Origin of the sequence: uncultured Thermomonas sp. (genome assembly GCF_937872235.1) — a bacterium.
Lineage (GTDB): Bacteria > Pseudomonadota > Gammaproteobacteria > Xanthomonadales > Xanthomonadaceae > Thermomonas > Thermomonas beijingensis.
This window is the reverse complement of the sequence record NZ_CALMPC010000002.1, coordinates 13,935-37,011: the sequence shown is the minus strand read 5'-3', so window position 1 is coordinate 37,011 and position 23,077 is coordinate 13,935. Positions and strand designations below refer to the sequence as shown.

The 23,077-nt window shown below is 61.5% G+C and carries 20 protein-coding genes, 1 other RNA gene and 1 riboswitch; of the genes, 7 read left to right on the top strand and 14 right to left on the bottom strand.

Annotated elements, in window-relative coordinates; translation table 11 throughout:
* The first annotated feature begins 13 nt into the window (after positions 1-13).
* On the top strand, positions 14-1,456 hold the full coding sequence (tldD, locus tag QWB57_RS00310) for a metalloprotease TldD (RefSeq protein ID WP_288967819.1): 1,443 nt from the start codon (positions 14-16) through the stop codon (positions 1,454-1,456).
* Here tldD and yjgA read toward each other — a convergent pair whose 3' ends face one another.
* Positions 1,457-2,026 carry a ribosome biogenesis factor YjgA gene (yjgA, locus tag QWB57_RS00305; RefSeq protein ID WP_223627023.1) on the bottom strand — a complete coding sequence of 190 codons (570 nt, stop codon included), beginning with the start codon at positions 2,024-2,026 and terminating at the stop codon, positions 1,457-1,459.
* A gap of 17 nt (positions 2,027-2,043) precedes the next feature.
* On the opposite strand from yjgA, the gene pmbA reads away from it, so the two are divergent.
* From pmbA to QWB57_RS00280, 5 genes are all read left to right on the top strand, one after another.
* On the top strand, positions 2,044-3,411 hold the full coding sequence (gene pmbA, locus QWB57_RS00300) for a metalloprotease PmbA (RefSeq protein WP_223627025.1): 1,368 nt from the start codon (positions 2,044-2,046) through the stop codon (positions 3,409-3,411).
* Between the two features lie 83 nt (positions 3,412-3,494).
* Positions 3,495-4,928, top strand: a complete 1,434-nt coding sequence (locus tag QWB57_RS00295; RefSeq protein ID WP_223627027.1) for a DUF1800 domain-containing protein — start codon at positions 3,495-3,497, stop codon at positions 4,926-4,928.
* A 1-nt stretch (position 4,929) separates the two neighbouring features.
* Entirely contained in the window at positions 4,930-6,087 is a 1,158-nt protein-coding gene (locus tag QWB57_RS00290; RefSeq protein ID WP_288967816.1) for a DUF1501 domain-containing protein, read from the top strand.
* 75 nt (positions 6,088-6,162) lie between these two features.
* Positions 6,163-6,504 carry a DUF4870 domain-containing protein gene (locus QWB57_RS00285; RefSeq protein ID WP_223627031.1) on the top strand — a complete coding sequence of 114 codons (342 nt, stop codon included), beginning with the start codon at positions 6,163-6,165 and terminating at the stop codon, positions 6,502-6,504.
* Positions 6,505-6,679: 175 nt separating this feature from the next.
* Positions 6,680-7,087, top strand: a complete 408-nt coding sequence (locus tag QWB57_RS00280; RefSeq protein WP_223627033.1) for a DUF6165 family protein — start codon at positions 6,680-6,682, stop codon at positions 7,085-7,087.
* A 13-nt stretch (positions 7,088-7,100) separates the two neighbouring features.
* Here the strand turns inward: QWB57_RS00280 and QWB57_RS00275 are convergent, their stop codons facing one another.
* Positions 7,101-8,153 carry a glycosyltransferase family 9 protein gene (locus QWB57_RS00275; protein ID WP_223627036.1) on the bottom strand — a complete coding sequence of 351 codons (1,053 nt, stop codon included), beginning with the start codon at positions 8,151-8,153 and terminating at the stop codon, positions 7,101-7,103.
* A 20-nt stretch (positions 8,154-8,173) separates the two neighbouring features.
* Between QWB57_RS00275 and QWB57_RS00270 the strand changes: the two genes are divergently transcribed.
* Positions 8,174-8,917, top strand: coding sequence for a 3-deoxy-D-manno-octulosonic acid kinase (locus QWB57_RS00270; protein ID WP_288967815.1), 744 nt, complete (start codon positions 8,174-8,176; stop codon positions 8,915-8,917).
* A gap of 25 nt (positions 8,918-8,942) precedes the next feature.
* Here the strand turns inward: QWB57_RS00270 and ffs are convergent.
* The 12 genes from ffs to QWB57_RS00210 all read right to left on the bottom strand — a co-directional run bounded on the left by ffs (position 8,943) and on the right by QWB57_RS00210 (position 23,024).
* Positions 8,943-9,039: signal recognition particle sRNA small type (gene ffs, locus QWB57_RS00265), an RNA gene on the bottom strand.
* A 179-nt stretch (positions 9,040-9,218) separates the two neighbouring features.
* Positions 9,219-10,226 carry a hypothetical protein gene (locus QWB57_RS00260; RefSeq protein WP_223627040.1) on the bottom strand — a complete coding sequence of 336 codons (1,008 nt, stop codon included), beginning with the start codon at positions 10,224-10,226 and terminating at the stop codon, positions 9,219-9,221.
* A gap of 79 nt (positions 10,227-10,305) precedes the next feature.
* Positions 10,306-10,947, bottom strand: coding sequence for an HNH endonuclease (locus tag QWB57_RS00255; RefSeq protein WP_223627735.1), 642 nt, complete (start codon positions 10,945-10,947; stop codon positions 10,306-10,308).
* 169 nt (positions 10,948-11,116) lie between these two features.
* Positions 11,117-12,910, bottom strand: coding sequence for an acyl-CoA dehydrogenase C-terminal domain-containing protein (locus QWB57_RS00250; protein ID WP_223627042.1), 1,794 nt, complete (start codon positions 12,908-12,910; stop codon positions 11,117-11,119).
* A 99-nt stretch (positions 12,911-13,009) separates the two neighbouring features.
* A complete protein-coding gene (locus tag QWB57_RS00245; RefSeq protein WP_223627045.1) occupies positions 13,010-13,480 on the bottom strand; it encodes a hypothetical protein in 471 nt (156 codons plus the stop codon).
* Positions 13,481-13,532: 52 nt separating this feature from the next.
* Positions 13,533-13,718 (bottom strand): hypothetical protein, encoded by a 186-nt coding sequence (locus QWB57_RS00240; RefSeq protein WP_223627047.1) that lies wholly within the window; start codon positions 13,716-13,718, stop codon positions 13,533-13,535.
* A 74-nt stretch (positions 13,719-13,792) separates the two neighbouring features.
* On the bottom strand, positions 13,793-14,362 hold the full coding sequence (gene pnuC / locus QWB57_RS00235) for a nicotinamide riboside transporter PnuC (RefSeq protein WP_223627049.1): 570 nt from the start codon (positions 14,360-14,362) through the stop codon (positions 13,793-13,795).
* The gene (locus tag QWB57_RS00230; protein ID WP_288967812.1) at positions 14,362-16,521 is read right to left on the bottom strand and encodes a TonB-dependent siderophore receptor; all 2,160 of its coding nucleotides are present in this window, start codon (positions 16,519-16,521) and stop codon (positions 14,362-14,364) included. The genes pnuC and QWB57_RS00230 overlap by 1 nt, the downstream gene beginning before the upstream one ends.
* 111 nt (positions 16,522-16,632) lie before the next feature.
* Positions 16,633-16,728, bottom strand: a riboswitch (TPP riboswitch).
* Between the two features lie 25 nt (positions 16,729-16,753).
* The gene (locus tag QWB57_RS00225; protein ID WP_223627055.1) at positions 16,754-17,905 is read right to left on the bottom strand and encodes a phosphotransferase; all 1,152 of its coding nucleotides are present in this window, start codon (positions 17,903-17,905) and stop codon (positions 16,754-16,756) included.
* Between the two features lie 109 nt (positions 17,906-18,014).
* Complete coding sequence (locus tag QWB57_RS00220) at positions 18,015-20,111, bottom strand: M13-type metalloendopeptidase (RefSeq protein ID WP_223627057.1); 2,097 nt, start codon at positions 20,109-20,111, stop codon at positions 18,015-18,017.
* A gap of 133 nt (positions 20,112-20,244) precedes the next feature.
* Positions 20,245-21,651: a pitrilysin family protein gene (locus QWB57_RS00215; protein WP_223627060.1), complete on the bottom strand. Its 1,407-nt coding sequence runs from the start codon at positions 21,649-21,651 to the stop codon at positions 20,245-20,247.
* The gene (locus tag QWB57_RS00210) at positions 21,648-23,024 is read right to left on the bottom strand and encodes a pitrilysin family protein (protein ID WP_223627062.1); all 1,377 of its coding nucleotides are present in this window, start codon (positions 23,022-23,024) and stop codon (positions 21,648-21,650) included. Before QWB57_RS00210 ends, QWB57_RS00215 begins: the two co-directional genes overlap by 4 nt.
* Positions 23,025-23,077 lie beyond the last annotated feature (53 nt).

Genomic DNA, 23,077 nt, shown 5'->3' with positions numbered 1-23,077 from the left:
GAGTACGCTCTGCATGAATGCATTGACCCTTGCCGAATCCCGCCTGTTGGCCCCCACCGGGCTGGATGCGTCCGCGTTGTCGCGCGCTTTCGATGCGCTGCTGGGGCCGGGCATTGATTTTGGCGACCTGTATTTCCAGCATGCCCGCCGCGAGGCGTGGAGCATGGAAGACGGCATCGTCAAGGACGGTTCGCACAGCATCGAACAGGGTGTGGGCGTGCGTGCAATCTCCGGCGAAAAAACCGGGTTTGCGTATTCCGACGAACTGGATGCGCCGGCACTCCTGGCCTCTGCGCAATCCGCCCGTGCGATTGCGCGGGATGGTCGCAACCACGGCGCGCATGCCTTGCAACGGACGCATGGCCATGCGCTCTACCCGGCATTGGACCCGGTGGATGCGCTCGACAACGCCGCGAAAGTGGACGCACTGCGCCGCGTGGACGGCCTGCTGCGCGCGCTGGAACCGCGCGTGCAACAAGTGATGGTGAGTGTCACCGGCGGCGTGGATACGGTGCTGGTGGCGCGCAGTGACGGCGTGCTGGCGGGCGATGTGCGGCCGCTGGTGCGAATGAATATCCAAGTGATCGTCGAGCAGAATGGCCGCCGCGAATCGGGCTTTGCCGGGTTTGGCGGGCGCTATGGTTATATCGAACTGCTGGCCGACGACAAGCCGGAAACATTCGCCCGCGAGGCGTTGCGCCAGGCCTTGGTGAATCTGCAAGCCATCGACGCGCCCGCCGGGGTGATGCCGGTGGTGTTGGGTCACGGTTGGCCAGGCGTGTTGTTGCACGAAGCGGTGGGCCACGGGCTGGAGGGCGATTTCAATCGCAAGGGCACCAGCACCTTCGCCGGCCGCATCGGCCAGCGCGTGGCCTCCAAAGGCGTCACCATCGTCGATGATGGTACCTTGGAAGGCCGCCGTGGCTCGCTCAATATCGATGATGAAGGCACGCCTACCGCCTGCACCACGTTGATCGAGGACGGTATTCTGGTCGGCTACATGCAGGACACCCACAACGCCCGCCTGATGGGCATGGCCCCCACCGGCAATGGCCGCCGTGAATCGTTCGCGCATCTGGTGATGCCGCGCATGACCAACACCTACATGCGTACCGGCACCCATGACCCCCAGGAGATGATTCGGTCGGTGAAAAAAGGCCTGTACGCGGTCAACTTCGGCGGTGGGCAGGTGGACATCACCAGTGGCAAATACGTGTTCTCGGCCACCGAGGCCTACCTGATCGAAGATGGCAAGATCACCGCGCCGGTGAAAGGTGCCACCTTGATCGGCAATGGCCCGGAAACCATGCAGAAGGTGGCGATGATTGGCCATGACCTGGCGCTGGATGACGGCGTCGGCATCTGCGGCAAGGATGGCCAAAGCGTGCCGGTGGGCGTGGGTCAGCCGTCGCTGCTGATTTCAGAGCTCACCGTGGGCGGGACGCAGGCGGGCTGATCAGTCGTGGCTGTCTTCGTCACCGTCATCCGCGTCGGCGCTGGCCTCGCCACCCGCCAACACGTCCCGCAGCTCCCGAAACAGCTCGCGGAAGGCGCGCGGCGGTTTGTTGTGTTTGCGTTCGTCAAACGTATTGCGCACCAGTTGGCGCAATTTCTGGCGGTCGGCTTGCGGGTGCTGCGCCAGCAAGTCGGTCATCGCGGCATCGCCATCGTCGCCCAGCAGCGCCTCGCGCAGCACTTCGGCGCGGTGCAGCATGGCAGTGTCGCGCCGTGCCGCCTCGCCGTCTTTGCTCATCGCATCACGGATCGCATCCAGCTGTGCATCGTCCAGCTTGCGCATCTGCTTGGCCAAAAACGCCAATTGCCGCTTGCGCGCCCCGTGCGAACTCATGCGCTGGGTGTCGCGGATATGCGGCAGCAGCTCGTCCGGAATCGGCAATTTGCCCAACTGGGTGGCGGTCAGCGCCACCAACACTTCGCCCAATTCCAGCACGTCCAGCGCCGCACGGCGTTGCGCGCTGCGGCTGGGGCTGAAAAATTCGCCGGTCTCTTCGTCATGTCCTCGCATTGCTACAGGATAAGCCATTGAACAACACACTCACACAGTCCCTGCCCACCGATGACAGCACGCAGCGTCAACAGCGGCTGGCCGGCATCGCCCAACAATTACTGGAACGCGCGCGCAGCGCCGGGGCCAGCCAGTGCGAGGTGACCTGCAACGAGGATGCCGGGCTTGCGGTCAACGTGCGCATGGGCGATGTGGAAACGGTGGAGGCCACCCGCGACCGTGGGGTGGGCATCACCGTGTACTTTGGCCAGCGCAAAGGCAGCGCCAGTAGCGCCGATCTGCGCGAAGCCAGCTTGGCAGCGACGGTGGCGCAGGCCTGTGCGATTGCCAAACATACCGAAGCAGACCCGGCATCCGGCTTGGCCGACGCTGCGCTGATGGCGCAAACCCTGCGCGAGTTCGACAGCTGGCATCCGGCCGCGTTCGATGCCGACCGTGCCATTGATTTGGCGCTGGCCTGCGAGGCCGCCGGCCGTGCGGTGGATGTGCGCATCGGCAATTCCGATGGCGCATCGGTGAATGCCAATGCCTCGATCAGCGTGTACGCCAATTCACACGGTTTTCTCGGCACGGAGCGCAGCACTTCCTACAGCGCAGGCTGCGCCTTGATCGCGGGTGAAGGTGAGGCGATGCAGCGCGACGGCTGGTTCAGCGTGGCGCTGGCGCAGGACGATCTGGAGACGCCCGAGGCCATCGGCCGCAAAGCCGCGCAGCGCACCTTGCAACGGCTCGATCCCAGGCCGTTGCCCACCGGTCAGGTGCCGGTGTTGTTTTGCGCGGAAATGGCGCGCTCGTTGATTGGCAGCTTCATTGGTGCGGTCTCTGGCGGCGCGTTGTACCGGCGCGCCAGCTTCCTGCTGGACAGCGCCGGCACGCGCGTGTTCCCGGACTGGTTTGCGATTGAAGAAGACCCCTTTGTGCTGCGCGGCTTCCGCTCCGCGTCGTTTGATGGCGAAGGCGTGGCCACCCGCAAATCGATGTTGGTGGATGCCGGCATCGTGCAGCGCTATGTGCTGGGCAGCTATTCGGCGCGCAAGCTGGGGCTTGCCACCACCGCCAATGCCGGCGGCGTGCACAATTTGCAGGTCAAGGCCAATGCCGGCGATCTGGCCGCGCAAATCCAGGCGATGGGGCGTGGCTTGCTGGTGACGGAATTGATGGGGCAGGGCGTGAATGCGATCACCGGTGATTACTCACGTGGCGCGGCCGGGTTCTGGGTGGAAAACGGGGTGCTGGCCTATCCGGTGGACGGCATCACCATTGCCGGCAACCTCAAAACCATGTTCGCGGCGATTGAAACCGTAGGCAATGATGTGGATGTGCGTTCGCATGTACGCACCGGTTCGATTTTGATCGGCCACATGACCGTGGCCGGCACCGGTTGAACATGACAAAAGCGTAACCCCGCGCGCGTCAACCTGCGCGGGGCATGCTGCGTTGGCAGTCGTGTTCCCCAAGGAGCATGGCGATGGCAACGATGCAACTGACTAACGCGACCGCAAGCGCGGTCAATCGGTTTGGGCTGGGCGCACGCCCGGAAGAGCTGCAGGCGCTCGGCGATGACCCACGTGGCTGGCTGTTGGCGCAGCTGCAAGGTGCGACACCGATTGCCGCATTCGATGGGCTGCCCGATAGCCGTGCCTATCTGGACATGTACACACGCGTGCAGCAGCAGCGCAAAGCCCTGCGTGAGCAGCGTGCGGCCGGCGCTGCCGACATGCAAAAAAAAGTGGGAGGGCGCGATGAGTTGCGCAGGGCGCTGCAACAGGACCTGGTGCTGCGCCAAGGGGTTGCGGTCAGCACGGCACAGGGATTTCGCGAGCGCTTGGTGCGGTTCTGGTCCAACCACTTCGCCATTTCGGTGGATAAACGCATCGCCTCGCTGTTTGCCGCACCGATGGAGCGCGAAGCCATCCGCCCACATGCCACTGGCAAGTTTTCCGATTTACTGCTGGCAGTGGAACGCCACCCCGGCATGTTGCTGTACTTGGATAACCAGGCCTCGATTGGCGATGATTCACGCGCTGCCATCAATGCCGCACGCCGCAGTGCGGGCACGCCGAAAGCCGGCAAGCGCGGGCTGAACGAAAACCTCGCCCGCGAAATCATGGAGCTGCACACCCTTGGCGTGAATGCTGGCTACAGCCAAGCCGATGTCACCGAATTTGCCCGCGCCATCACCGGCTGGAGCGTGGTGCGTCCCAATGATCGCGATGGTGCCGGAAGTCGCGATGGTTTCGTGTTTCGCAATGCCGCGCACGAACCCGGTGCACGTCGCGTGTTCGGCAAGACCTACCGGCAAGACGGCGAAATGCAGGGCGTGGCGGTGCTGCACGACTTGGCCGTACACCCGGCCACGGCACGGCATGTATCACAGAAATTGGCACGGCATTTCATTGCCGATGAGCCCCCGCCAGCACTGGTGGAGCGCATGGCCAGCACCTGGCTGCGCAGTGGTGGTGACATCGCCGCAGTGTGCCGCAGCATGGTGGAGTCGGATGAGGCGTGGTCAGTGCAAGCGCGCAAGTTCAAAAATCCCGATGACTATTTCATATCCGCACTACGTGCCTGCAATCTGCAAGCGCAGGACGATGTGGCGCTGGCGGTACGCTTGCAGGCGCAATTGGGGCAGCCCTTGTTCCAACCGCGCTCCCCCGCCGGGTTTGGCGATGTTGCAGCCGATTGGGGCGGGCCAGATGCCTTGTTCAAGCGTGTGCAAGCGGCGCAAGCCTTGGCCGATCGCCTGCCCGACATGCAAGGCCGTACGCCCTTGCACATGGGCGAAGCGGCGCTCGGCGCAAGCCTGGACCGGCAAACAGCGACGGCCTTGCGGCGTGCCGAATCCGTACAACAGGGCGTGGCATTGTTGCTGGCCAGCCCCGCCTTCCAATGGAGGACCTGAGATGAACTTCGATCGACGTGGTTTTTTGGGGATGAGTGCGGCCTCGTTGGCGCTGGCCGCCTTGCCCAAATTCGCACTGGCCGCCGCCGGGCGCGGCGACACTCGCTTTTTGTTGGTGCTGTTGCGCGGCGGCTTGGACGGCCTGCATGCGTTGCAAGCGCCCGGTGACCCCGGCTTTGCCGCGCTGCGTGGCGACTTTGTCAACAGCAAAGGCCAAGCCCCCAGTTTGCAATTGAATGTCGATTTTGCCCTGCACGGTGCATTGGGCTTCATGGCGGGCCTGTACGCGCAGCAGCAATTGTTGCCGATGGTGGCGGTCGCCCCGCCATACCGGCAACGCTCGCATTTTGAAGCACAAGATTGCGTGGAAAACGGCACCACTGGCACCAGCGGCACCACCGGCTGGCTCAATCGCTGCGTGGCGGCCATGCCCGGCGGCAAAGGGTTGGCGATTTCGGCGGTGATGCCGCTGGCGATGCGCGGCAAGGGCGATGTCAGCACGTGGTCGCCACCCTTGGCCAAAGGGGTGGATCCCATCCTGTGGCAGCAATTGCAAGTGCTGTACGCCGCCGACCCCAGCTTGGCCCCCACGTTTGCCGGCATCGATGCACGCATGGAAGCGATGGGTGCCGGCAAAAGCCAGAACGGCTTGAAGTTACCGCAAGCCATGGCGGCAGCGGCCAAATTCATGGCGGCCGCAAACGGGCCGCGGATAGGCTTTGTGGAAGACACCGGCTGGGACAGTCACGGTGGTGAGTTGGCCTTGCTGGATCGCAAGCTGGCCGAACTCGATGCCGGTGTCAAAGCCTTCCACGCTGGCGCAGAGTCGATCTGGAACAACACCGTGGTCGTCATCGTCACCGAATTCGGCCGTACCGCGGCCATCAATGGCACCGGCGGCACCGACCACGGCACCGGCGGGGTGGCGTTTGTCGCCGGCGGCGCGGTGAAAGGTGGACGCATTGCCGGGCAATGGCCGGGGCTGGGCAGAACCCAGCTCAATGAAGGCCGCGACCTGTTGGCGACCACCGACATGCGCGCCTTGTTCAAGGGCATCCTGCGCGAGCATCTGGAAGTGGGCAGCGACGCACTGGCGCGCAGCGTGTTCCCAGACAGTGCGGGCCTGCCATCGCTGCCGGGGTTGGTGCGCGCGGGCTGACCTGTTTTTTTCGCAAATGGCGTTATGCTTTGACGAGGGCGCACATCACGCCATAACCCGGGGATACCTAAGCATATGAATGACGTCACTGCATCTTCCGAAGACCGCAATCTTGCAATGCTCACGCACCTGTCCGGCATCCTGCTGGGCTTCATCGTGCCGCTGATCATCTGGTTGACCAATAAAGACAAAACCGACAAGGCTTGGCTGAACACACAGGCAGTGGAAGCGCTGAACTTCCAGATCACTATCGCGATTGCGTATGTGGCAGGTTCGGTATTGATGGCCGTGCTGATCGGTTTTCTGATCATCCCGGTTGTAATTTTGGTCAACCTCGTTTTTTGCATCCTCGCCGGCATGGCCTGCAATAAAGGTGAAAGCTATCGCTATCCGTTCGCACTGCGTTTGATCAAATAATTGCAGGTGATTTGACAGACAAAAGGCCGGGGTAACCCGGTCTTTTGCTTGCGGACTGGCTATAAACCAGCCCTACAACATACGCATCAATGCGCGCGCGGTGGATTCGTCGCGGCATCGCGTGCCAACGCGGCAAGACAGGTAAACTGAGCCCCCCTTTTCCGGCTGCGCGTCCATGTCCGAAATCCTGGTGCCCGTGTCGTTTGGCGAATTGCTGGACAAGATCGCCATCTTGCAGATCAAGTCCGAGCGCATGTCTGATCCCGGCAAGCTGGTCAATGTGCGCAATGAGTTGGCTGTGCTGGAAACCACGTGGGCGGCGCACCCGGCATCGGCGCAGGACATCACCACGCTGCGTGCCGAGTTGAAGGCGGTCAACGAGCGGTTGTGGGTGATCGAGGATGACATCCGCCTGCAGGAAAAGGCGCAGGCATTTGATGCCGAATTCGTGCGACTGGCGCGCAGTGTGTATTTCGAGAACGACGTGCGCGCACGGGTGAAAAAGGACATCAACCTTGCACTGGGCTCGGCCTACGTCGAGGAAAAGTCGTATCAGGATTACGGCACCGGCAGCGGCGCGTAATGGGCTTGTGTCATCAGCTGAAGTCGCTGCGGTAGCGTTCGAATGCAGCGATGGCATCGTTGGCGGTCACCAGATCCATCACGCCTTCGGCTTCGATTTTGCTGCCCCATTTGAGCGACGATGCGGGCTGTCCACGGTACTTGCGCGCGGCATCGTCATAGCGGTTCACGCAGTAGCGTCGGTCGGAATACGGGCCGCTGCGTTCCGGGTTGGTGGCGGCATGCAGGCCCAATACCTTGCTGCCCATTGCGTTGGCGATATGCATCGGGCCCGAGTCTGGCGTCACCACCAAGTCGGCACGCGCCAGCAATGCGGGCAATTGCTTGAGGGTGTCCTTGCCGATCAGATCCAGTACACGTGTGCGGTTTGGCATGGCCGCCAAGAGGGCATCGCCGGTGCTGCGCTCCAGATCGCTGCGGCCGCCACATAAAACCACGCGCCAATCTTGTGCGATGGCGTGTTCGGCCAGTGCTGCGTAGCGCTCTGCTCGCCAATTGCGCAGCGCATGGCTGGAGCAGGGCGAGATCAGCAGTGTATTGCGGCCATCTTCATCCCACTGCGCATGTGCCCAGGCATGCGCATCGGCCGGAACCGGCAATTTCCATGTTACTTGCGAGCGGGTGAGTCCCAAGGGTTCGCAGAAGCGGCCAATGGCATCCAATACATGCCCGTCGATAACTTCGGGGATGCGTTCATTGACGACCAAGCCGTGGCCTTCCTTGCTGCGACTGCGGTCATAACCAATCTTGCGTTGCGCCGGGATGAACGCCGATAGCAAATTCGCGCGGGTGGAGACCTGCAGTTGCAGCAGTGCATCGAAACGCTGGCCAAGTTCGCGGCGGAGTGCGCGCATGCCCTGCAGCCCGCTACGTTTGTCGTATTCGACAAAACGCACGCCGGGCAAGCCATCCAGCAGGCGATGTTCGGCCTTGCCAATCACCCAGTGCAGCTCGGCGTTAGGCAAGCCCGTGCGCAGTGTATGCAGCAGTGGCAGCACATGGGTGACATCGCCCAATGCCGACAAGCGCAGCAGGCAAATGGAGCGGGGGGCTTCGAAATTAGGCACGTATTGCTACACTCGTAGGAATGACTGGATTCGATGCCAATGAGCACCTGACACCATTCCGCGATGGACGCGGCTATGGTGCAATTTTGTTCGACCGCACCCAGATCAGGCAACCCGACCCGCTTTGGTTTGATCCCACGCACTGGGGTGCGGCTGCGCAGCCGGTGGCGGAAGGTGGCCGTGGCGGCGCGTGGTGGATTGATTTTGGTGAAGGTGATGCGTTTTTGCGGCATTACTTGCGCGGCGGCCTGGCGGCCAAACTCAGCCACGATGCGCATTTGTGGCGCGGTATCCAGCATGTCCGCAGCTTTGCCGAATTCCGCCTGTTACGGATATTGCGGGATAAGAAATTACCGGTGCCGCTGCCATTTGCAGCGTGGTATCGGCGCGAAGGGTTGCATTATCGAGCCGCGATCTTGATGCAGCGCTTGCAGCATGTGCATTCGCTGGCGGTGTTGGCCGCGACGGGCGATGCGCCGTGGACGGCTGCAGGTGAGCTGGTGGCGCGCTTTCATCGCGCAGGGGTGGATCATGCGGATCTCAATGCGCACAACATTTTGTTTGATGTCAGCGGTCAAGGCTGGATGATTGATTTCGATCGCTCGCATTTGCGCATTCCAGCAACTGCATGGCGGGAAGCCAATTTGCAGCGCTTGCAGCGGTCTTTACGCAAATTGGCTGGTGCTCGCAGCATGACGCTGGTGGATGCGGAGTTTGCGCAATTGCGCGCGGCCTACCAACAGGCGTGGGATCGCGGGTACTGAGCAGGGTACGGCTGAAAAGGCGGTGGCCCCGCCGGCTGACCTCGGCACCCGCATCAGTCGATACCGTTGCTGCCTTCCGGCCCTGGCGGGGTTTTCGACCTAGCGTCGCGAGGGGCCGACGGGGCCACCATGGAGACTGCCCGGGCCTGTTGTCTGCCCGAGTCGTGGATCGTGCATTGCCCGCTGCGAGGTGCATTGCACCGGATGCCGGCAGGGTGAGGCGAGGACCACGGAAAAGCGAGGCGCAAGTTTACATGCTTTGCGCGACAAAGTCGCCGCACCCGGCAACAATGAGCTGCAATCAATGTCCGCGCATGCGGCCAAACAACCCTGCGGGCTTCTGTGGGGCGGTGGAGGGCGGTGGTGCATCCCCCGCCGGTTCGGCGTAACCGGTAGCGAGGTTGGCGTTGATGAAAGCGTTGACCTCATCAACCGATACGCCACTGGCCTCGGCAATTTCAGTGACGTTGGCTGGTCCTTTCATCATCACGGTGGCAATGCGGAAGTGCTTGGGGTATTCGCGCTCGGTCTGCGGCCATTTCTTGAGCTGGTATTTGCCGGAGGTCGCCGCATCCGACAGCAGGCCGCCCAGCCATTGCAGGCGCGATAGAGGCTGCGCAGCCCCCAGCTTGGCGGCCTCGGCGGTCCATTCGGCAGTATCCAGCGGAACAAAATCAGCGGCCTGCACTTCACCTTCAAAGCAGACAGCAAGCGGTTTCAGGGTGGCCGAACCATGCCAAACACCTGCATTGGCATCGATCAGCAATGCAGGTTGCTGCTCCCGCTGCAAGCGAACCGGTTTAGACAAGCGATGTGGGGTGAGCCAGTGCTGCAGACTACGAATGACAGGCTGCTCTGGAGTGATTGGCTCCGGTTCCGGCTCTGGCTCTGGCTCTGGCTCTGGCTCCGGCATCGGTATCGACTCAGCTGCCGTCTCTGCCATGGGAGTGGTTGCAATGGCTGCTTGCGCAATCTCCGGACGGGCATCTGCGGAGGATGATGGAAGGTCAGTGGCGATTTCGCTTAACAGTACAGTCAGGTCGTTGGCACTGATCGGGTGTGGCAGGCGGTAATCGGTCTGCTGGCGATCAACCGACGAAAGTCCAATGACCTTGCGCCCCATCGAATGCAGCCGCAGCCAGCTCATCGGCCCGTACAAGCTGTCCATGTCGATCAGAACGTAGTCGGCGTTATCACCGTCGACCAAAGTCCAGTGATGGCCGGTTTCGGCATTGGCAATCTTGAAAGCCGATTGCACTTCGGCTTCCGTTTTGCGATCCATTCCGGTGGTACCCAGGGTCAGCGCCATCATCGTTTCCTGTGACTTCCGTGGGCAGTGTTGCCAAGCTGCGGCTCCACGTCAATGGCAAGAGGTCATGGAGTTGTGCTCACGACCGCTGCAATGGTGCAATCGGTGACCGCCGTGGGTGTTTGGGTAATTGCGCGCGCAAGAAAGCCATCTGGTCGGCCAAGATATTGCGATTAGACAAAATCAGGTGCTCAACCCAACTGGGGCGATAAGGAATGGCGAGCAGGGGCATCTGCGCTTGCTGCAGCGTGCGGCTGCCCTTGCGGGAATTGCAGTGCACGCAGGCAGTGACGACGTTTTCCCAGACATCGCGGCCTCCTTTTGAGGTGGGTTGCACATGGTCGCGGGTGAGCGCATGGCGTTGGAATTGACGGCCGCAATACAGGCACAGGAATTGGTCGCGGGCAAATAGCGCCAGATTGGTCAGGGTTGGCGTAGGATCCATCGCCTGTGGGCGCACATGCCCACGCGCGGCGATGATGGGGTGCAGCAGGATCTGGCTGCGCAGGCCGCTGTTGCGATTAATGCCGCCATGCACGGCAAGGCAGGGTTCGCCCAGCGTCCACGCCACGGCATTCCGGGCATACAGACAGGTCGCGTCTTGCCAGCTGAGCCAGTCCAAGGCGCGGCCATGCGCATCCAGACCAAGAAAGCGCAGAGCCGGCGCAAAGGCAAGTGCCGGGTTGCCTGCGGCAAGGGAAACAAACCCGTCCGCGCACAGGTGAGCGGAATCATCGCCGGTATGGGCCGGGCGTACGAGCGCTGTATCGGTCTCCATCGGGAAACCAGCTTATACGCTTTTGATGACGGTTTGGATATGGCGCTGGCCGTCATCCGCCCTGTGGGGCCCTTCTCCCCACACGCAACGCGGGGAGAAGGATATGCGGCGGTTACTCGGCGCCGAAGCCTGCATCCGGCAATGCCATCAGCGGGCTGGCACCGGCTTCGATGGCGGCTTTGTGGGCCAGTGTGCGCGGCAGCATGCGGGCGAAGTAGAAGCGGGCGGTATCGCGCTTGGCATCCTTGAATGCTTGCGGTTTGCTGGTGGCATTGACGGCGGCCACGCTGCGTGCCCACCAGTAGGCCAGTACCACGTAGCCGGAATAGAACAGATAGTCGGTACTGGCAGCGCCCAATTCGTCCGGGTTGCTGGCGGCGCGGGTCAGGGTGTCGATGGTGAGTTTGCCCCATTCCTGGCATTTGCTGCGCAGGGGGGCAATGAATTCGGCCAGCGCCGCATCGCCTTCATGTTGCTTGGCGAAGGCTTCCACTTCGCCGAGGAACAACTTCAGCCCCGCGCCTTGGGTGGCGGCGGTTTTGCGGCCGATCAAATCCAAGGCTTGGATGCCGGTGGTGCCTTCGTACAAGGTGGTGATGCGGGCATCGCGGGCGTATTGCTCCATGCCGTGCTCATGGATGTAGCCGTGGCCACCGAAGCACTGCAGTGCGTTGTAGGTGTTCTCAATGCTCCATTCGGTCAGGCAAGCTTTGGAGATCGGGGTGAGGAAGCTGACCAGGGTATGCGCACGTTCGCGCTCGGCCGGGTCGCTGGCGTGTTCGGCCACATCCAGCAGCGAATAGGCGTGCAGACTGAGCAAGCGGCCACCTTCCACCAGTGATTTTTGCGACAGCAGCATGCGCCGTACGTCGGGCTGCACGATGAGCGGATCGGCCGGTTTGTCGGGGCACTTCGGGCCCGTGAGTGAACGCGATTGCAGGCGTTCACGGGCATAGCGCAGCGCGTTCTGGTAGGCGCGTTCAGACAGGCCGAGGCCTTGCACGCCCACGCCGAGGCGAGCCGAGTTCATCATCACGAACATCGCCTGCAAGCCTTTGTGCGGCTCGCCCAGCAGATAGCCTTCGGCACCATCGAAATTCATCACGCAGGTGGCGGAACCATGAATGCCCATCTTGTGTTCGATCGCGCCACAGCGCACGGCATTGCGCGCGCCCACGCTGCCATCGCGGGCTACCTTGAATTTGGGCACCACAAATAGCGAAATGCCTTTCGCGCCGGCCGGTGCATCCGGTAGTTTGGCCAGCACCAGATGGATGATGTTGGGCACCAGATCATGCTCGCCGGCGGTAATGAAGATCTTGGTGCCGGTGACGGCATAGGTGCCATCGGCCTGCGGTTCGGCGCGGGTCTTGAGCAGGCCGAGGTCGGTGCCGCAATGTGGCTCGGTCAGGCACATGGTGCCGGTCCACTGGCCGGACACCAGCGGCTTCAGAAATACGTCCTGCTGCCACGCTTCGCCATAGGTTTCCAGCGCCTTCACCGCGCCATGACTGAGCATAGGGAAATTGCCCCACGCCAGATTGGCAGAATCCACCAGTTCGGTCAGCACCCCGCCCAGCAGCGCGGGCATGCCTTGGCCGCCATGTTCAGGGGCATTGGTCAGGCCGGTCCAGCCACCCTCGACAAACGTATCGAAGGCTTGCTTGAATCCGGGCGGCGGGGTGACATCGCCGGTGGCCTTGTCGAAGTTGCAACCGATCTCATCGCCAATTTTGTTGAGTGGTGCCAGCACCGTTTCGGCGAAGCGCGCCGCTTCCTCCAGCACCGCATCAGCCAGTTCACGGTTGACGTCGGCAAAGCCGAGCTTGGCGCAATGCGCCTCTGCACCGAGTACATCAAACAGGGCAAAGCGCAGATCGTCGAGGGGGGCTTTGTAAGTGCTCATGACGGGTGTCCGTGCAGATGCAGGCCGACGACCGGCCTGCAGGGATTTTCAGCATACTGCTGCGTATGTTGAGCGAATACTCTAGTTCGGGAAGTCGCCTTAGCGCAGCGCCCCGGGCAGCCCCGGCACGGGCGATAGCGCGCTTTCGCGCTTGATGTCCCACGACTTCTGTTTGCCGTCTTGCGGGGTGGCGGCCAGACTGCCGCTCAAGGTGTACGCCAGGCCGCGGCCGTCGGCCAAAGCGCTGGCGATGCGGGCGCGACCGGACGGCAGGGGGGTGAGGATGGCGTTGACCACATCGGCCGATTCCGGACCGATGTCCAGCCCCGGCTGCACCTCGAGTTTGGCGGCCGGGCCGTTGTCAAAGCGGATGTCCAGCGAGGCTTTGTCAAAGCGCATCGCAATGCTGCTGTAGTTCTGCAAGCGCAGCTGTACATCCCATTGGCCATCGCTGCGCACGGTGAGCTGTTGCAGGCTGGCGGTGGGTTCGGAAACGCGCCGCACCGGGCCGCTGCTGCATGCCGCCAGCAGGAAAGAGAGTGCTGTGATGCTGGCAAACCGACGGATCATGTGTACGCTCCGGGGGGAATCCGGCAAGCATACCCGCCGATCAGTACATCCATCAGAAGCCTTGGTCATTAGCAACCGGCAATTCGCGGATATACAAATCCTTGGCCGCGATATAGGCCTCGGCGAAGCGATACGCTTCGCGACCCATATCGATACGCGCCTCCTGACTCAGCGGCTGGCTGCCATTGGCGTGCACCAATTGCGCGTACAGGGTCAGGGCGATGTCGTGGATGTCCATGTTCAAGTGCGTTGTGTTGGGTGATGCGAGCGAACATACACCCCCACGCCGGTACAGGCGAGGGGGGGCTGCAGTCATGCCGCCGCAGCGGCCTGTCCCGCGTGTCGCCAATCGCGCCAGCCTTTCAATGCCAGCACCACAAATCCGGTGTACAGCATGGCAGTGACATGCAAATCCTTATGCAGGTACATGCCGATATAGACCACATCCACCGCGATCCACATCCACCACGCGGCGATGTGACGACGGTTTTGCCACCATTGCCCGACCAGACTGAACGCCGTCAGGAAAGCATCCAGCCACGGCAGCGATGCGTGGGTGAAGGTGTGCATGATGTAGCCCAGTGCAAAACCACCGAGCAGACCAATCATCAGGTGCAGGCCGGCCAGGCGTGGAGCCAGGCCGGCCACCTGCACATGGCCAGTACTGTCCAGATGGCGCAGCCAGCGTAGCCAGCCAGAAATCAGCATCGCCACGTAAGCACATTGCAGCAGCACGTCCGAATACAACCGGGCGTCGATGAACACCCAGATGTACACCGAGATCGACGCCAGCCCCACCGGATAGCACCATGGGCTGCGCCGCGTGGTCAGCCAGACCGCACCGGCGCTGAGGCACGCAGCGAAGATCTCGTGCAGTGGCATTACATCGCCACCTGCACTGTCAGCCACACCGTGCGTGGTGCGCCGGGGAACAAGTAACTGTCACCGTCGGAGCTGCCAGTGTCGCGCCAGTAGTATTTGTTGAAAAGGTTGTCCACGCCTAATTGTGTGTTCAGCGTTGATTCGCGCCACTGCCTACGCCAGCGCAGGCCGGCGTTGAACACGTCATAGGCGGGTGCGCGTACTTGCCCGGTGGCTGTGGCCGGGTTGGAGGAGACATGCCGCCAACCGCCTTGCACGTCCAGTTGCGGCAGCAGGCGGTAGTCCAACTGCATGCTGCTGCGCAGGCTGGGCACATTGGCGACTTGATGACCCTCGAATGCGGGTGTGCCAGTGCCTTGTGCGCGTGCGCGGATCAGCGCCACGCTGGCGTTGACGTTCAAGCGTGTGGTGATGCGTCCGTTGGCGGAGAATTCCACCCCGCTGTGCACTTCATCACCCTGCTGGACGAAGGTGTAACCGGCGCTGCTGGTATCCGGCTGCGCGTATTGATACGGCTGGCGAATGCGGAATACCGATGCGCCAAGATCCAGCGCATCCTGCCAACGATATTTCACGCCCGCTTCCAGTTGGCGTGACAGGCGCGGCGCGAGCAGTTCACCGTCGTTGCTGGTCCAGAAGGGGGCCTCCTTGCCCAATGCAATGCCGTCGCTGGCACTGGCATACGCGGTGAACATGGCACTGGGCTGCCACAGCAGTGCCAGTTGCGGCAGCGTTTTGTTGATGCGCGTGGTGCGTATCAATTTGCCGGAGCTTTTCCATGCGCGCTCATCCAGATGGACAACACTGGCGCCGGCGATCAATTGCCACTGCGCGCTCAGTTGCATGCGATCGAGTGCAAACAACGAGTGTTGCCAGCCATCGAAGCGGCGTACCGGGTTGCCGGGTTGATTGGGTGAAGGCGCGTACACCGGTGGTTGCACGTCATTGATATTGGCGGTACCCACGTAGTCGTACACGTACGGACGCCGAGTAATGGTGCGATGGAAACTGCTGACACCCATGCTCACGTCGTGCTGGACTGTTTCGCCAAATTGGCCTTCCAGCACCGCGCGCGCTTGGTCGGAAACGCGGGTGTCGTCGGGACTGCGATAGTCGTAGATGTCGTAATCGCCATTGGGTGCGAAGAAGTTGCCTGGCACGGTTCCGCTGGCGCACGCCACTGCGTAGTAGCAGCCGTAAGCGAAGGCGACGTTGTCATCGATCACGCTGCGACTGCGGCCGGCGCTGACGCGCAGTTGCCAATCCTGATTGAAGTTGTGGCGCAAGCGCGCACTGAGATTGTGCGAATGGATGCGCACCGGTTGCTGCCACGGCTGGTACCCCAGCAGCTTTTTCGGATCAGGATTGCCGGGCAGCTGGCTGCCACCCAGCAGCATGTAACCCGAGGCGGAACGCTGGGCGCTGGCTTGGGTGTTGGCATCCAGCTCCAATGTCGTGGTATCCGAGAATTTCCAGTCGGCGGCCAACGCAACCAAGCCACGCCGACCATCGGCATGTTCCACATGCGCATGCGCGGCATCCCACACCACATTGGCCCGCAGGCCAAACGTGGGGCTCAACCAACCGCCTGCATCCAGCGCGGCATAGCGTGAGCCACGCGCATCGGTGCCCAGCGTCAACGTGCGCACCGCTTCCGGGCGCTTGCTGATGAAGTTCACCACGCCGCCGGGTTCCACCACGCCAGCACTGATCCCCGCCAGGCCCTTGAGAATTTCGACTTGTTGCTTGTCTTCCAGTGCGATGATTTGTTCGCCAGTGGCGGCCAAGCCGTTGATGCGGTAGCTACTGCCAAGATCCAGCGGATAGCCACGAATCGCGATGTTCTGGTAATAGCCCAGCGGTGCATAGTTATCCCCCAGGGCCGCGTCTTCACGCGCCAATTCGGACAAGGTGCGGATATGGCGGTCGTCCAGTCGACTGCGATCGATCACATGCAGCGTGGCCGGCGTGTCTTGTGCGCTCGATTTCCCCCAAGTATTGCTGCCGGTGTCGCGCGCAGCATCCTTGGCATCGCCAACCACTTGCACGGCGGCCAATTTGGTGATCTTGCGATCAGTGGCGTCGTGCTCGTCAGCTGGCGCAGCCGTGGCCAACAGCGGCAACAGGGCAAGCAACAGGGGGGTGGGGGAAAGTTTCATGGTTGGTCGTCGGCAATCGTCTGATGGAGGGACGAAGCGACGACGAACACATCATGCTGGAAGCATCCACATGCCGGTGGCATGTGCGTGGCCCTGCACAAGGCATGGCCAGACTGTTCGAATCAAGCTCCCTACGCCGGTGCAAACCGGATCAGGTTCCAAGGGACTCTCTCAGCCCGGCAACGCCGGGCACCCCCGCTTCATGGCGCGCATTGAACCACAGTGCAGCGCTTCAGGCCAGTGCGGGTGCAAGAGCCGGTGCACGAATGACATCCAGCAACTGCAGCCCCGGTGCGCTGTCAAACCAGGCAGCGTGGCCCAGGAAAAACGCTGACCATGCCAATTCAACATCAGCGGATTTACGTGTGATGGCGTGGAAGTACTCCACTTCGGAGAGGGCAAAATCCAGATGTACCAACGGCAGCAACTCGGCCAGCAAGCTGCGTTGTCGTGGCGAGAGCGGCAATACCTTCACGTAGCCTGCAATCAATTGCAGTGCAATGTCCGGATAGATCGCATGCATGCCCTGCTCCAGTTGCAACCATGCAATCGCATTGCGTTCGATCGCGGTGGCAAGATCGAACAGGGCAAAGGTTGGGGCACACAGCCCGAAGTCGAGAATGCTGCTGACCTGGGCAGGCTTGCGCACTGGTTGCCAGAATAAATTGGAGACATGCCAATCACCGTGCGTCCACAAGCGCGATTGGTGGAGCAGTTGTGGCTGTAACCTGGCGTGGCGCGGCAGTAGCGCACTGATTTGCCTGCGCCAATCGCGCATGTGCAGTGCCTCGGCCAGTGCCGGGCGTGCTGCGCAGCGGGCTTCGATGGCGGCGATCAAATCCGGTGCGCGCAGGAGCGTGTCCTGGGCAACGAGCAAAGTGGTGCTGCGCATGGGGGCATCGAAATCTGCCGCGGCGACATGCAGCTGCGCCAGCATTTGCCCTGCGCTGTGCGCATGCTCGAGGGAAAATGGGGGTGTCCACGATGCGGTATTCCGATAGACATCCAGACCCGTGGCCAGCGTGTGCACTTCATATGTCCACTCGCCGCTTGCAATCGCGGTGTGGCCGTCGGCATCGGCAAGTACGGTCGGGACCGGCAGCCCGTGGCTGTTCAGATGGGTGATGAAGGCGTGTTCTTCGCGCAAGGCTTGTGGCGTGCGCACGCGACCATGGTGCCGCTTCACGAACACATCACTTCCGTTGGTGTGCACACGTGCGGCGGCGGAAAACGGACGTGGGCTGTGCCAGTCGATGCGCACCCCGCCGCGTAACGCCGGAAAACGATCCAGCAGCGCATGTACTTCCGTGACATGCAGTGCCGGCCAATCGGGGGTCACCACATCGTGGTTCCAGCCGTGGCTGCGGTGGGGTGGGGTGTGCATGAAGGTGCGCGCGATGAGTGATTCGTGATGCGGCAAGGATACGCCCACAACAAGCAAGGCCCGGACATGCCGGGCCTTGTGTGGCTTCATGCAGCAAAGCAGTCGCGCGTTACCAAATCACCACTTGCTGATCACCACTGCGCATCATCGGGTCACCGGCTTTGCAACCGAAAGCCTGGGCGAATGCGGGCATGTTGCTGGGCGCGCCAATGGCACGGAAGTTGGCTGGTGCGTGCGGATCGGTGGTCAGGCGCACATTGAGTTCTTGCGGAGTGAAGTTGCGACGCCACACGGTGCCCCAGTTGAGGAAGAAGCGTTGGTCGCGGGTCAGGCCATCGGTCTTGGGATCGGGCTTGCCCTCGGTGGCTTTCAGCATCGCGTCATAGGCGGTATTGATGCCGCCCAAGTCGGCAATGTTTTCACCCAAGGTGAGTTTGCCATTGACGTGTTGGCCGGGGCCGGCCAGATAGCCGGAGAACTGAGCGATGAGTTTGTCGGTACGCCCACCAAACCCTTTGGCGTCTTCCGATGTCCACCAGTTTTCGAAATTTCCGGTGGGCCCGAAGCGGCTGCCTTGGTCGTCGTAGCCGTGGGTCATTTCGTGGCCGATGACCGCACCGATGCCGCCGAAATTGGTGGCATCATCCGCCTTGGGATCGAAGAATGGCGGCTGCAGAATGGCCGCCGGGAACACGATTTCGTTCTGTGACGGGTTGTAGTAGGCGTTGACGGTTTGCGGGCTCATGCCCCATTCGGTCTTGTCCACCGGTTTGCCGATCTTGCCCATGGCCCATTGGTAATTGAATGCATTGGCGGCCAGCACATTACCGATATAGCTGTCACGCTGGGTAGCCAAGCCTTCCCAGCTGCGCCATTTATCCGGGTAACCAATCTTGGGGGTAAAGCTGGCCCACTTGTCCAATGCCTTTTTCTTGGTGGCATCGCTCATCCACGTCAGGTGTTCGATGCGTACCTTCAGGGCGTCACTCAAATGTTTGACCAGTTGCTCCATGCGCGCCTTGGATTCGGCGGGGAAGGCGACTTTGACGTAAAGCTGGCCCATCGCTTCGCCGGCTTCTTCTTCAATCGTGCCCAGCACGCGCTTGCCGCGTTCCTTCATTTCCTTTTGGCCACGCAGCGTCTTGCCATAGAAATCAAACCGCTCATTGGCAAAATCGTCCGACAGATACGGCGCAGCACTGTCGATGGTGTGGAAGCGCAGATAGCTTTGCCATTGGGCTGCGGGCACATCGGCCAGCATCTTGCTGACTTCCTGGTGGAAGGCGGGAATGGCCAGCGAGAACATCTTCGGCACGGCCACGCCCTGTGATTCGAAGAACTTCGTCCACGGGAAGTTCGGGGTCAGCTTGTCGGCATCAGCCGGGCTGATCGGGTTGTAGAACAACGACACATCACGCGACATTTCTTCGCTGGATTTGGACACCTTGGCCAAGCGAGTTTCAAATGCCACGACATCCTTGGCCTGGGTAGCAGCATCGGCTGCGGGCACGCCGGAGAGCGCCAGCACCTTGGCCACATGCGCTTGATAGGCGGCCAGTTTGTCGGCTTTGTCCTTGTCGAAGTAATAGCCGCGATCGGGCAAGCCCAAGCCACCTTGCGCGGCGTAGGCAATGTTCATGGTGGAGTCCTTGAAATCGGCTTCCGGGCCAAACCCGAACAGGATGTTTTCACCCTTGGCTGCACTAGCGCGCAGGTAGTCGGCGATCTTGGCCTGACTATCCAACCCGGCAATGGCATCCAGTTGCGGTTTCAGTGGGGTCAAACCCTGTGCATTGATCTTGGCCGCATCCATGCCGCTGGCCCAGAAATCACCAATCAATTTGTCTACACCGCTGGTATTGGTTTTGGCTGCAGCTTGTTCGGCCAGTTGCCGTTGCACACCTTGCGAGCGCTCATCCAGCATTTCGAATGCGCCCCAGCTGCTGCGATCGCCGGGAATGGTATTGGCCGCTAGCCACTTGCCGTTGACGTAACCGGAAAAATCCGTGCATGCGCTCTTGCTGGTATCCAAATCAGCGGGCAAGAAGCGATTGACCGGCGGCAGCTTGGCTTCATCCAAGGTGTAAGGAACTGCCTCCGGTTTGACCGGGACGTTTGCGCTGGCGGGCTTGTCGGCAGGCTTCTGGCAGGCCGACAAGGCGGCTGCAATCGACAGCGACAGCAGCAGGGTTTTGGGGGCGTTCACGGCGATGGCTCCGGTGAGGATGGAAACAAGGGACGCGGCACTGGGCACGCGTTGCGTGCACTGTAAACATTGCGGTTGGGCGCGGCGGGTGCCGGAGGTCATGCGCCGGCACCCGCATCTGGTGGGTGCCGGCTCAGGGCAAATAGCGCGGGTCGGTCAGCTTCATCTCGGTCAGCGGGCCGTATGCCTGCATTACGCTGCGGATTTTGGCCGCGTCGCCGATGGCAACGATGACCACATCCGCAGAGTCGGGAAACACCTTCCGCGCGGCGTTGATCTGCTCCGGGCTGGCAGCAGCAATGCGGCCGAGGTAGCCGTCGACTTTATCGCGGTTATCCCCGTAAATCGCCATATTGGCCAATTCAGCGGCCAGTTGTGACGAGGTTTCCAGCCCCGGTGCAAATTGCCCGGCGATGTAGTGCTTGGCCGAGTCGATGGCCTGCGTATCCAGAGGCTGTTGGTGCAGCAAATCCAAGGTGCTGAGGGCCAGATCAATCGCGGCCTTGGTGGAATCGGTTTTGGTGTAGCTGGTGATGGCAACCGTACCCGGCAACCGGGGACGCTCCAGTTGCGAGGCTGCGCCATAACTCAGCCCTGATTTGATGCGCAGTGCGGTATTGATCATCGAGGTAAAACGCCCGCCAAACACGGTTTGCACCACATTTTGTGCGGCTTCGTCGGGGTCGCCGTGGCGAGTGCCGAGATTGGCCAATGTGAAATAAGTTTGGGTGGCGCCAGGCTTGTCGACCAGCAGCACGCGGCGACCGTTGCGCGGTTGCGCGGTAGTCACCAATGGCAATGTTGCATTGGCCTTGGCCCAGTTGCCGAAGGTGGCCTGAACTTGCTTGCCGATCACCACGGGGTCGAAGTCACCGGCGATGGCAATGATCAGGCGATCGCCGCCCATTTGCTGATTGCGAAAGGCTTTCAGGTCATCCAGGCTGATCTGCGCCAGGCTGGTTTGGTCGCCATCGGCCGGACGCGCATACGGATGCTGCTGGAACAGCCAGGCATTGGTGTAATTGCGAATCAGGCCGCGCGGATCCCCGTCCTTGGCACTGGCGATGGCATCGATGGCGCGCTTTTTCAATTTGTCGAATTCGGCCGCATCCAGGCGTGGCCGTAGCAAGGCATCGCCCAGCAGCGACAGCATCAAGCCCGAATCCTTCGACAGAAATTGCGCATTGGCCACGATCGCCTCGCGCGAGCTGCCAAAACTAAGACTGCCGCCGGCACCATCCACGGTTTGTGCAAATGCCAGCGCATCGCGTTCGCCCGCGCCTTTCTCCATGAGGTCGGCCAGTAGCGAGGCGGTGCCTTCCTTGCCCGCGGTATCGGCCAGTGATCCGCCGCGCACCAATACCGAGGCTGCAATCATCGGTACGTCGTGGCGCGGCATCAGCAAGACGGTGGCGCCATTGGGCAAGATGGTCGTGGTGTATTCAGGCAGATGCACACCAGTGCCGGTGGTGCCAGCCTGTGTGCTCAAGCTGATGCAAGTGGCTACAAGCAAGGTGAACAATCGAGGCAGGCGGCTCATGGGTTGGCCTCCTTGCGGGCCGTGGCTTGTGGGGTAGGTACCACCCAGCCGACGGTGCGGTTGGATTTTCGCAGAATTTTTTGTGCCACCGCCTGCACATCCGCAGCGGTCACTGCGGCATAGGCAGCGGGAGCATCAAACAGCTTTTTATAGTCGCCGTAAAACGTCTGATAGTCGCCGAGTGCCTGTGCCTTGCCATTGATCGTAGCCATGCCGCGCCAGAACGCAGACAGCTTGAGGTTGCGGGCTTTTTCCATTTCCGCGTTGCTTACACCATCGCGGACCAGCTTGGCCAGTTCGTCATCCAGCATCGCCTCGGCCTTGGCTGAATCCCCACCGGGCGGCAAGGCCGCATACACCCACAGCAGGCCGGGGTTGTAGCCATTCTCGACAAATGCACCGGCATCCACCGCAGCCTGTTCTTTTTCCACCAGTCGTTGGTGCAGACGGGAAGACACGCCTTGCGCAAGGATGGTATTCAGCAGCGCCAGTGCCGGGGTGTCCTTGCCGCCTTCGTTGGTGCCGCTGTGATAGGCAAAGGCGACAATCGGGGTTTGCGCATCGGGGCGTTCCAGCAGCAAGCGACGTTCGCCGTGTTGCTCCGGCTCAATGGTCGTGATCTCGCGCGGAGCCGGTTGGCGTGCAATCGGTGCGAGATATTTGTCAGCCATCGCAAACACCTGCGCAGGCTGCACATCACCGGCAATCACCAGCACGGCGTTGTTGGGCGCGTAATACGTCTTGAAAAACTGCTGCAAATCCGCCTTCGTCCAGCGTTCGATGTCGGACGGATAGCCGATGGTCGGGAACTGGTAGGGATGTGCGGTAAACGCGGTGGCCTGCATCTGTTCGATCAACGAGCCGAAGGGCTGATTGTCAACGCTGGAACGACGTTCGCTATACACCACGCCGCGTTCGCTTTCGATCACCTTGTCGTCAAATGCAAGATGCGCAATGCGGTCGGCTTCCAAATCGAAAATGGTTTCCAGCGCGCTGCTGGGGAACCAGTCGGTGTACACCGTGCGGTCGTTGCTGGTACTGGCGTTGTTGCTGCCACCGGACGCTTCCATGATGCGATCGAATTCGCCGGGCGCGCGACGGCTGGTGCCGTTGAACATCATGTGTTCGAAAAAATGCGCCAGCCCGGTGATGCCGGGGTATTCGTTGCGGCTGCCGACTTTGTAGAAGGTGTAGAAATTGGCATTGGGGATGTCGTGGTCAGGCCAGACGATGATTTGCAGCCCATTGGGCAGCGTTTTGCTGACGATCGCTTCGCTGCCCGGCACTTTGGCCGCAGTGGGCGCAGTGGCAGCGGAGCTTGTGAAACTTGTGATGCCAAGCGCAAGCGCGCAGGCAAGGGAAAGAATGCGCATGAAAATATCCGGTGATCGAACCCGTACAGCATGCCGGATTGTGATGGCGGCCG

Bases quoted from the DNA above. Each gene is read 5' to 3' on its own strand.
- QWB57_RS00240 (WP_223627047.1), bottom strand. From the start codon at position 13,718: ATGGACATCCACGACATCGCCCTGACCCTGTACGCGCAATTGGTGCAC.
- QWB57_RS00290 (WP_288967816.1), top strand. From the start codon at position 4,930: ATGAACTTCGATCGACGTGGTTTTTTGGGGATGAGTGCGGCCTCGTTG.
- QWB57_RS00250 (WP_223627042.1), bottom strand. From the start codon at position 12,910: ATGAGCACTTACAAAGCCCCCCTCGACGATCTGCGCTTTGCCCTGTTT.
- QWB57_RS00270 (WP_288967815.1), top strand. From the start codon at position 8,174: ATGACTGGATTCGATGCCAATGAGCACCTGACACCATTCCGCGATGGA.
- QWB57_RS00285 (WP_223627031.1), top strand. From the start codon at position 6,163: ATGAATGACGTCACTGCATCTTCCGAAGACCGCAATCTTGCAATGCTC.
- QWB57_RS00295 (WP_223627027.1), top strand. From the start codon at position 3,495: ATGGCAACGATGCAACTGACTAACGCGACCGCAAGCGCGGTCAATCGG.
- QWB57_RS00215 (WP_223627060.1), bottom strand. From the start codon at position 21,651: ATGAGCCGCCTGCCTCGATTGTTCACCTTGCTTGTAGCCACTTGCATC.
- QWB57_RS00210 (WP_223627062.1), bottom strand. From the start codon at position 23,024: ATGCGCATTCTTTCCCTTGCCTGCGCGCTTGCGCTTGGCATCACAAGT.
- QWB57_RS00225 (WP_223627055.1), bottom strand. From the start codon at position 17,905: ATGCACACCCCACCCCACCGCAGCCACGGCTGGAACCACGATGTGGTG.
- QWB57_RS00260 (WP_223627040.1), bottom strand. From the start codon at position 10,226: ATGGCGCTGACCCTGGGTACCACCGGAATGGATCGCAAAACGGAAGCC.
- QWB57_RS00230 (WP_288967812.1), bottom strand. From the start codon at position 16,521: ATGAAACTTTCCCCCACCCCCCTGTTGCTTGCCCTGTTGCCGCTGTTG.
- QWB57_RS00280 (WP_223627033.1), top strand. From the start codon at position 6,680: ATGTCCGAAATCCTGGTGCCCGTGTCGTTTGGCGAATTGCTGGACAAG.
- tldD (WP_288967819.1), top strand. From the start codon at position 14: ATGAATGCATTGACCCTTGCCGAATCCCGCCTGTTGGCCCCCACCGGG.
- yjgA (WP_223627023.1), bottom strand. From the start codon at position 2,026: ATGCGAGGACATGACGAAGAGACCGGCGAATTTTTCAGCCCCAGCCGC.
- pnuC (WP_223627049.1), bottom strand. From the start codon at position 14,362: ATGCCACTGCACGAGATCTTCGCTGCGTGCCTCAGCGCCGGTGCGGTC.
- QWB57_RS00245 (WP_223627045.1), bottom strand. From the start codon at position 13,480: ATGATCCGTCGGTTTGCCAGCATCACAGCACTCTCTTTCCTGCTGGCG.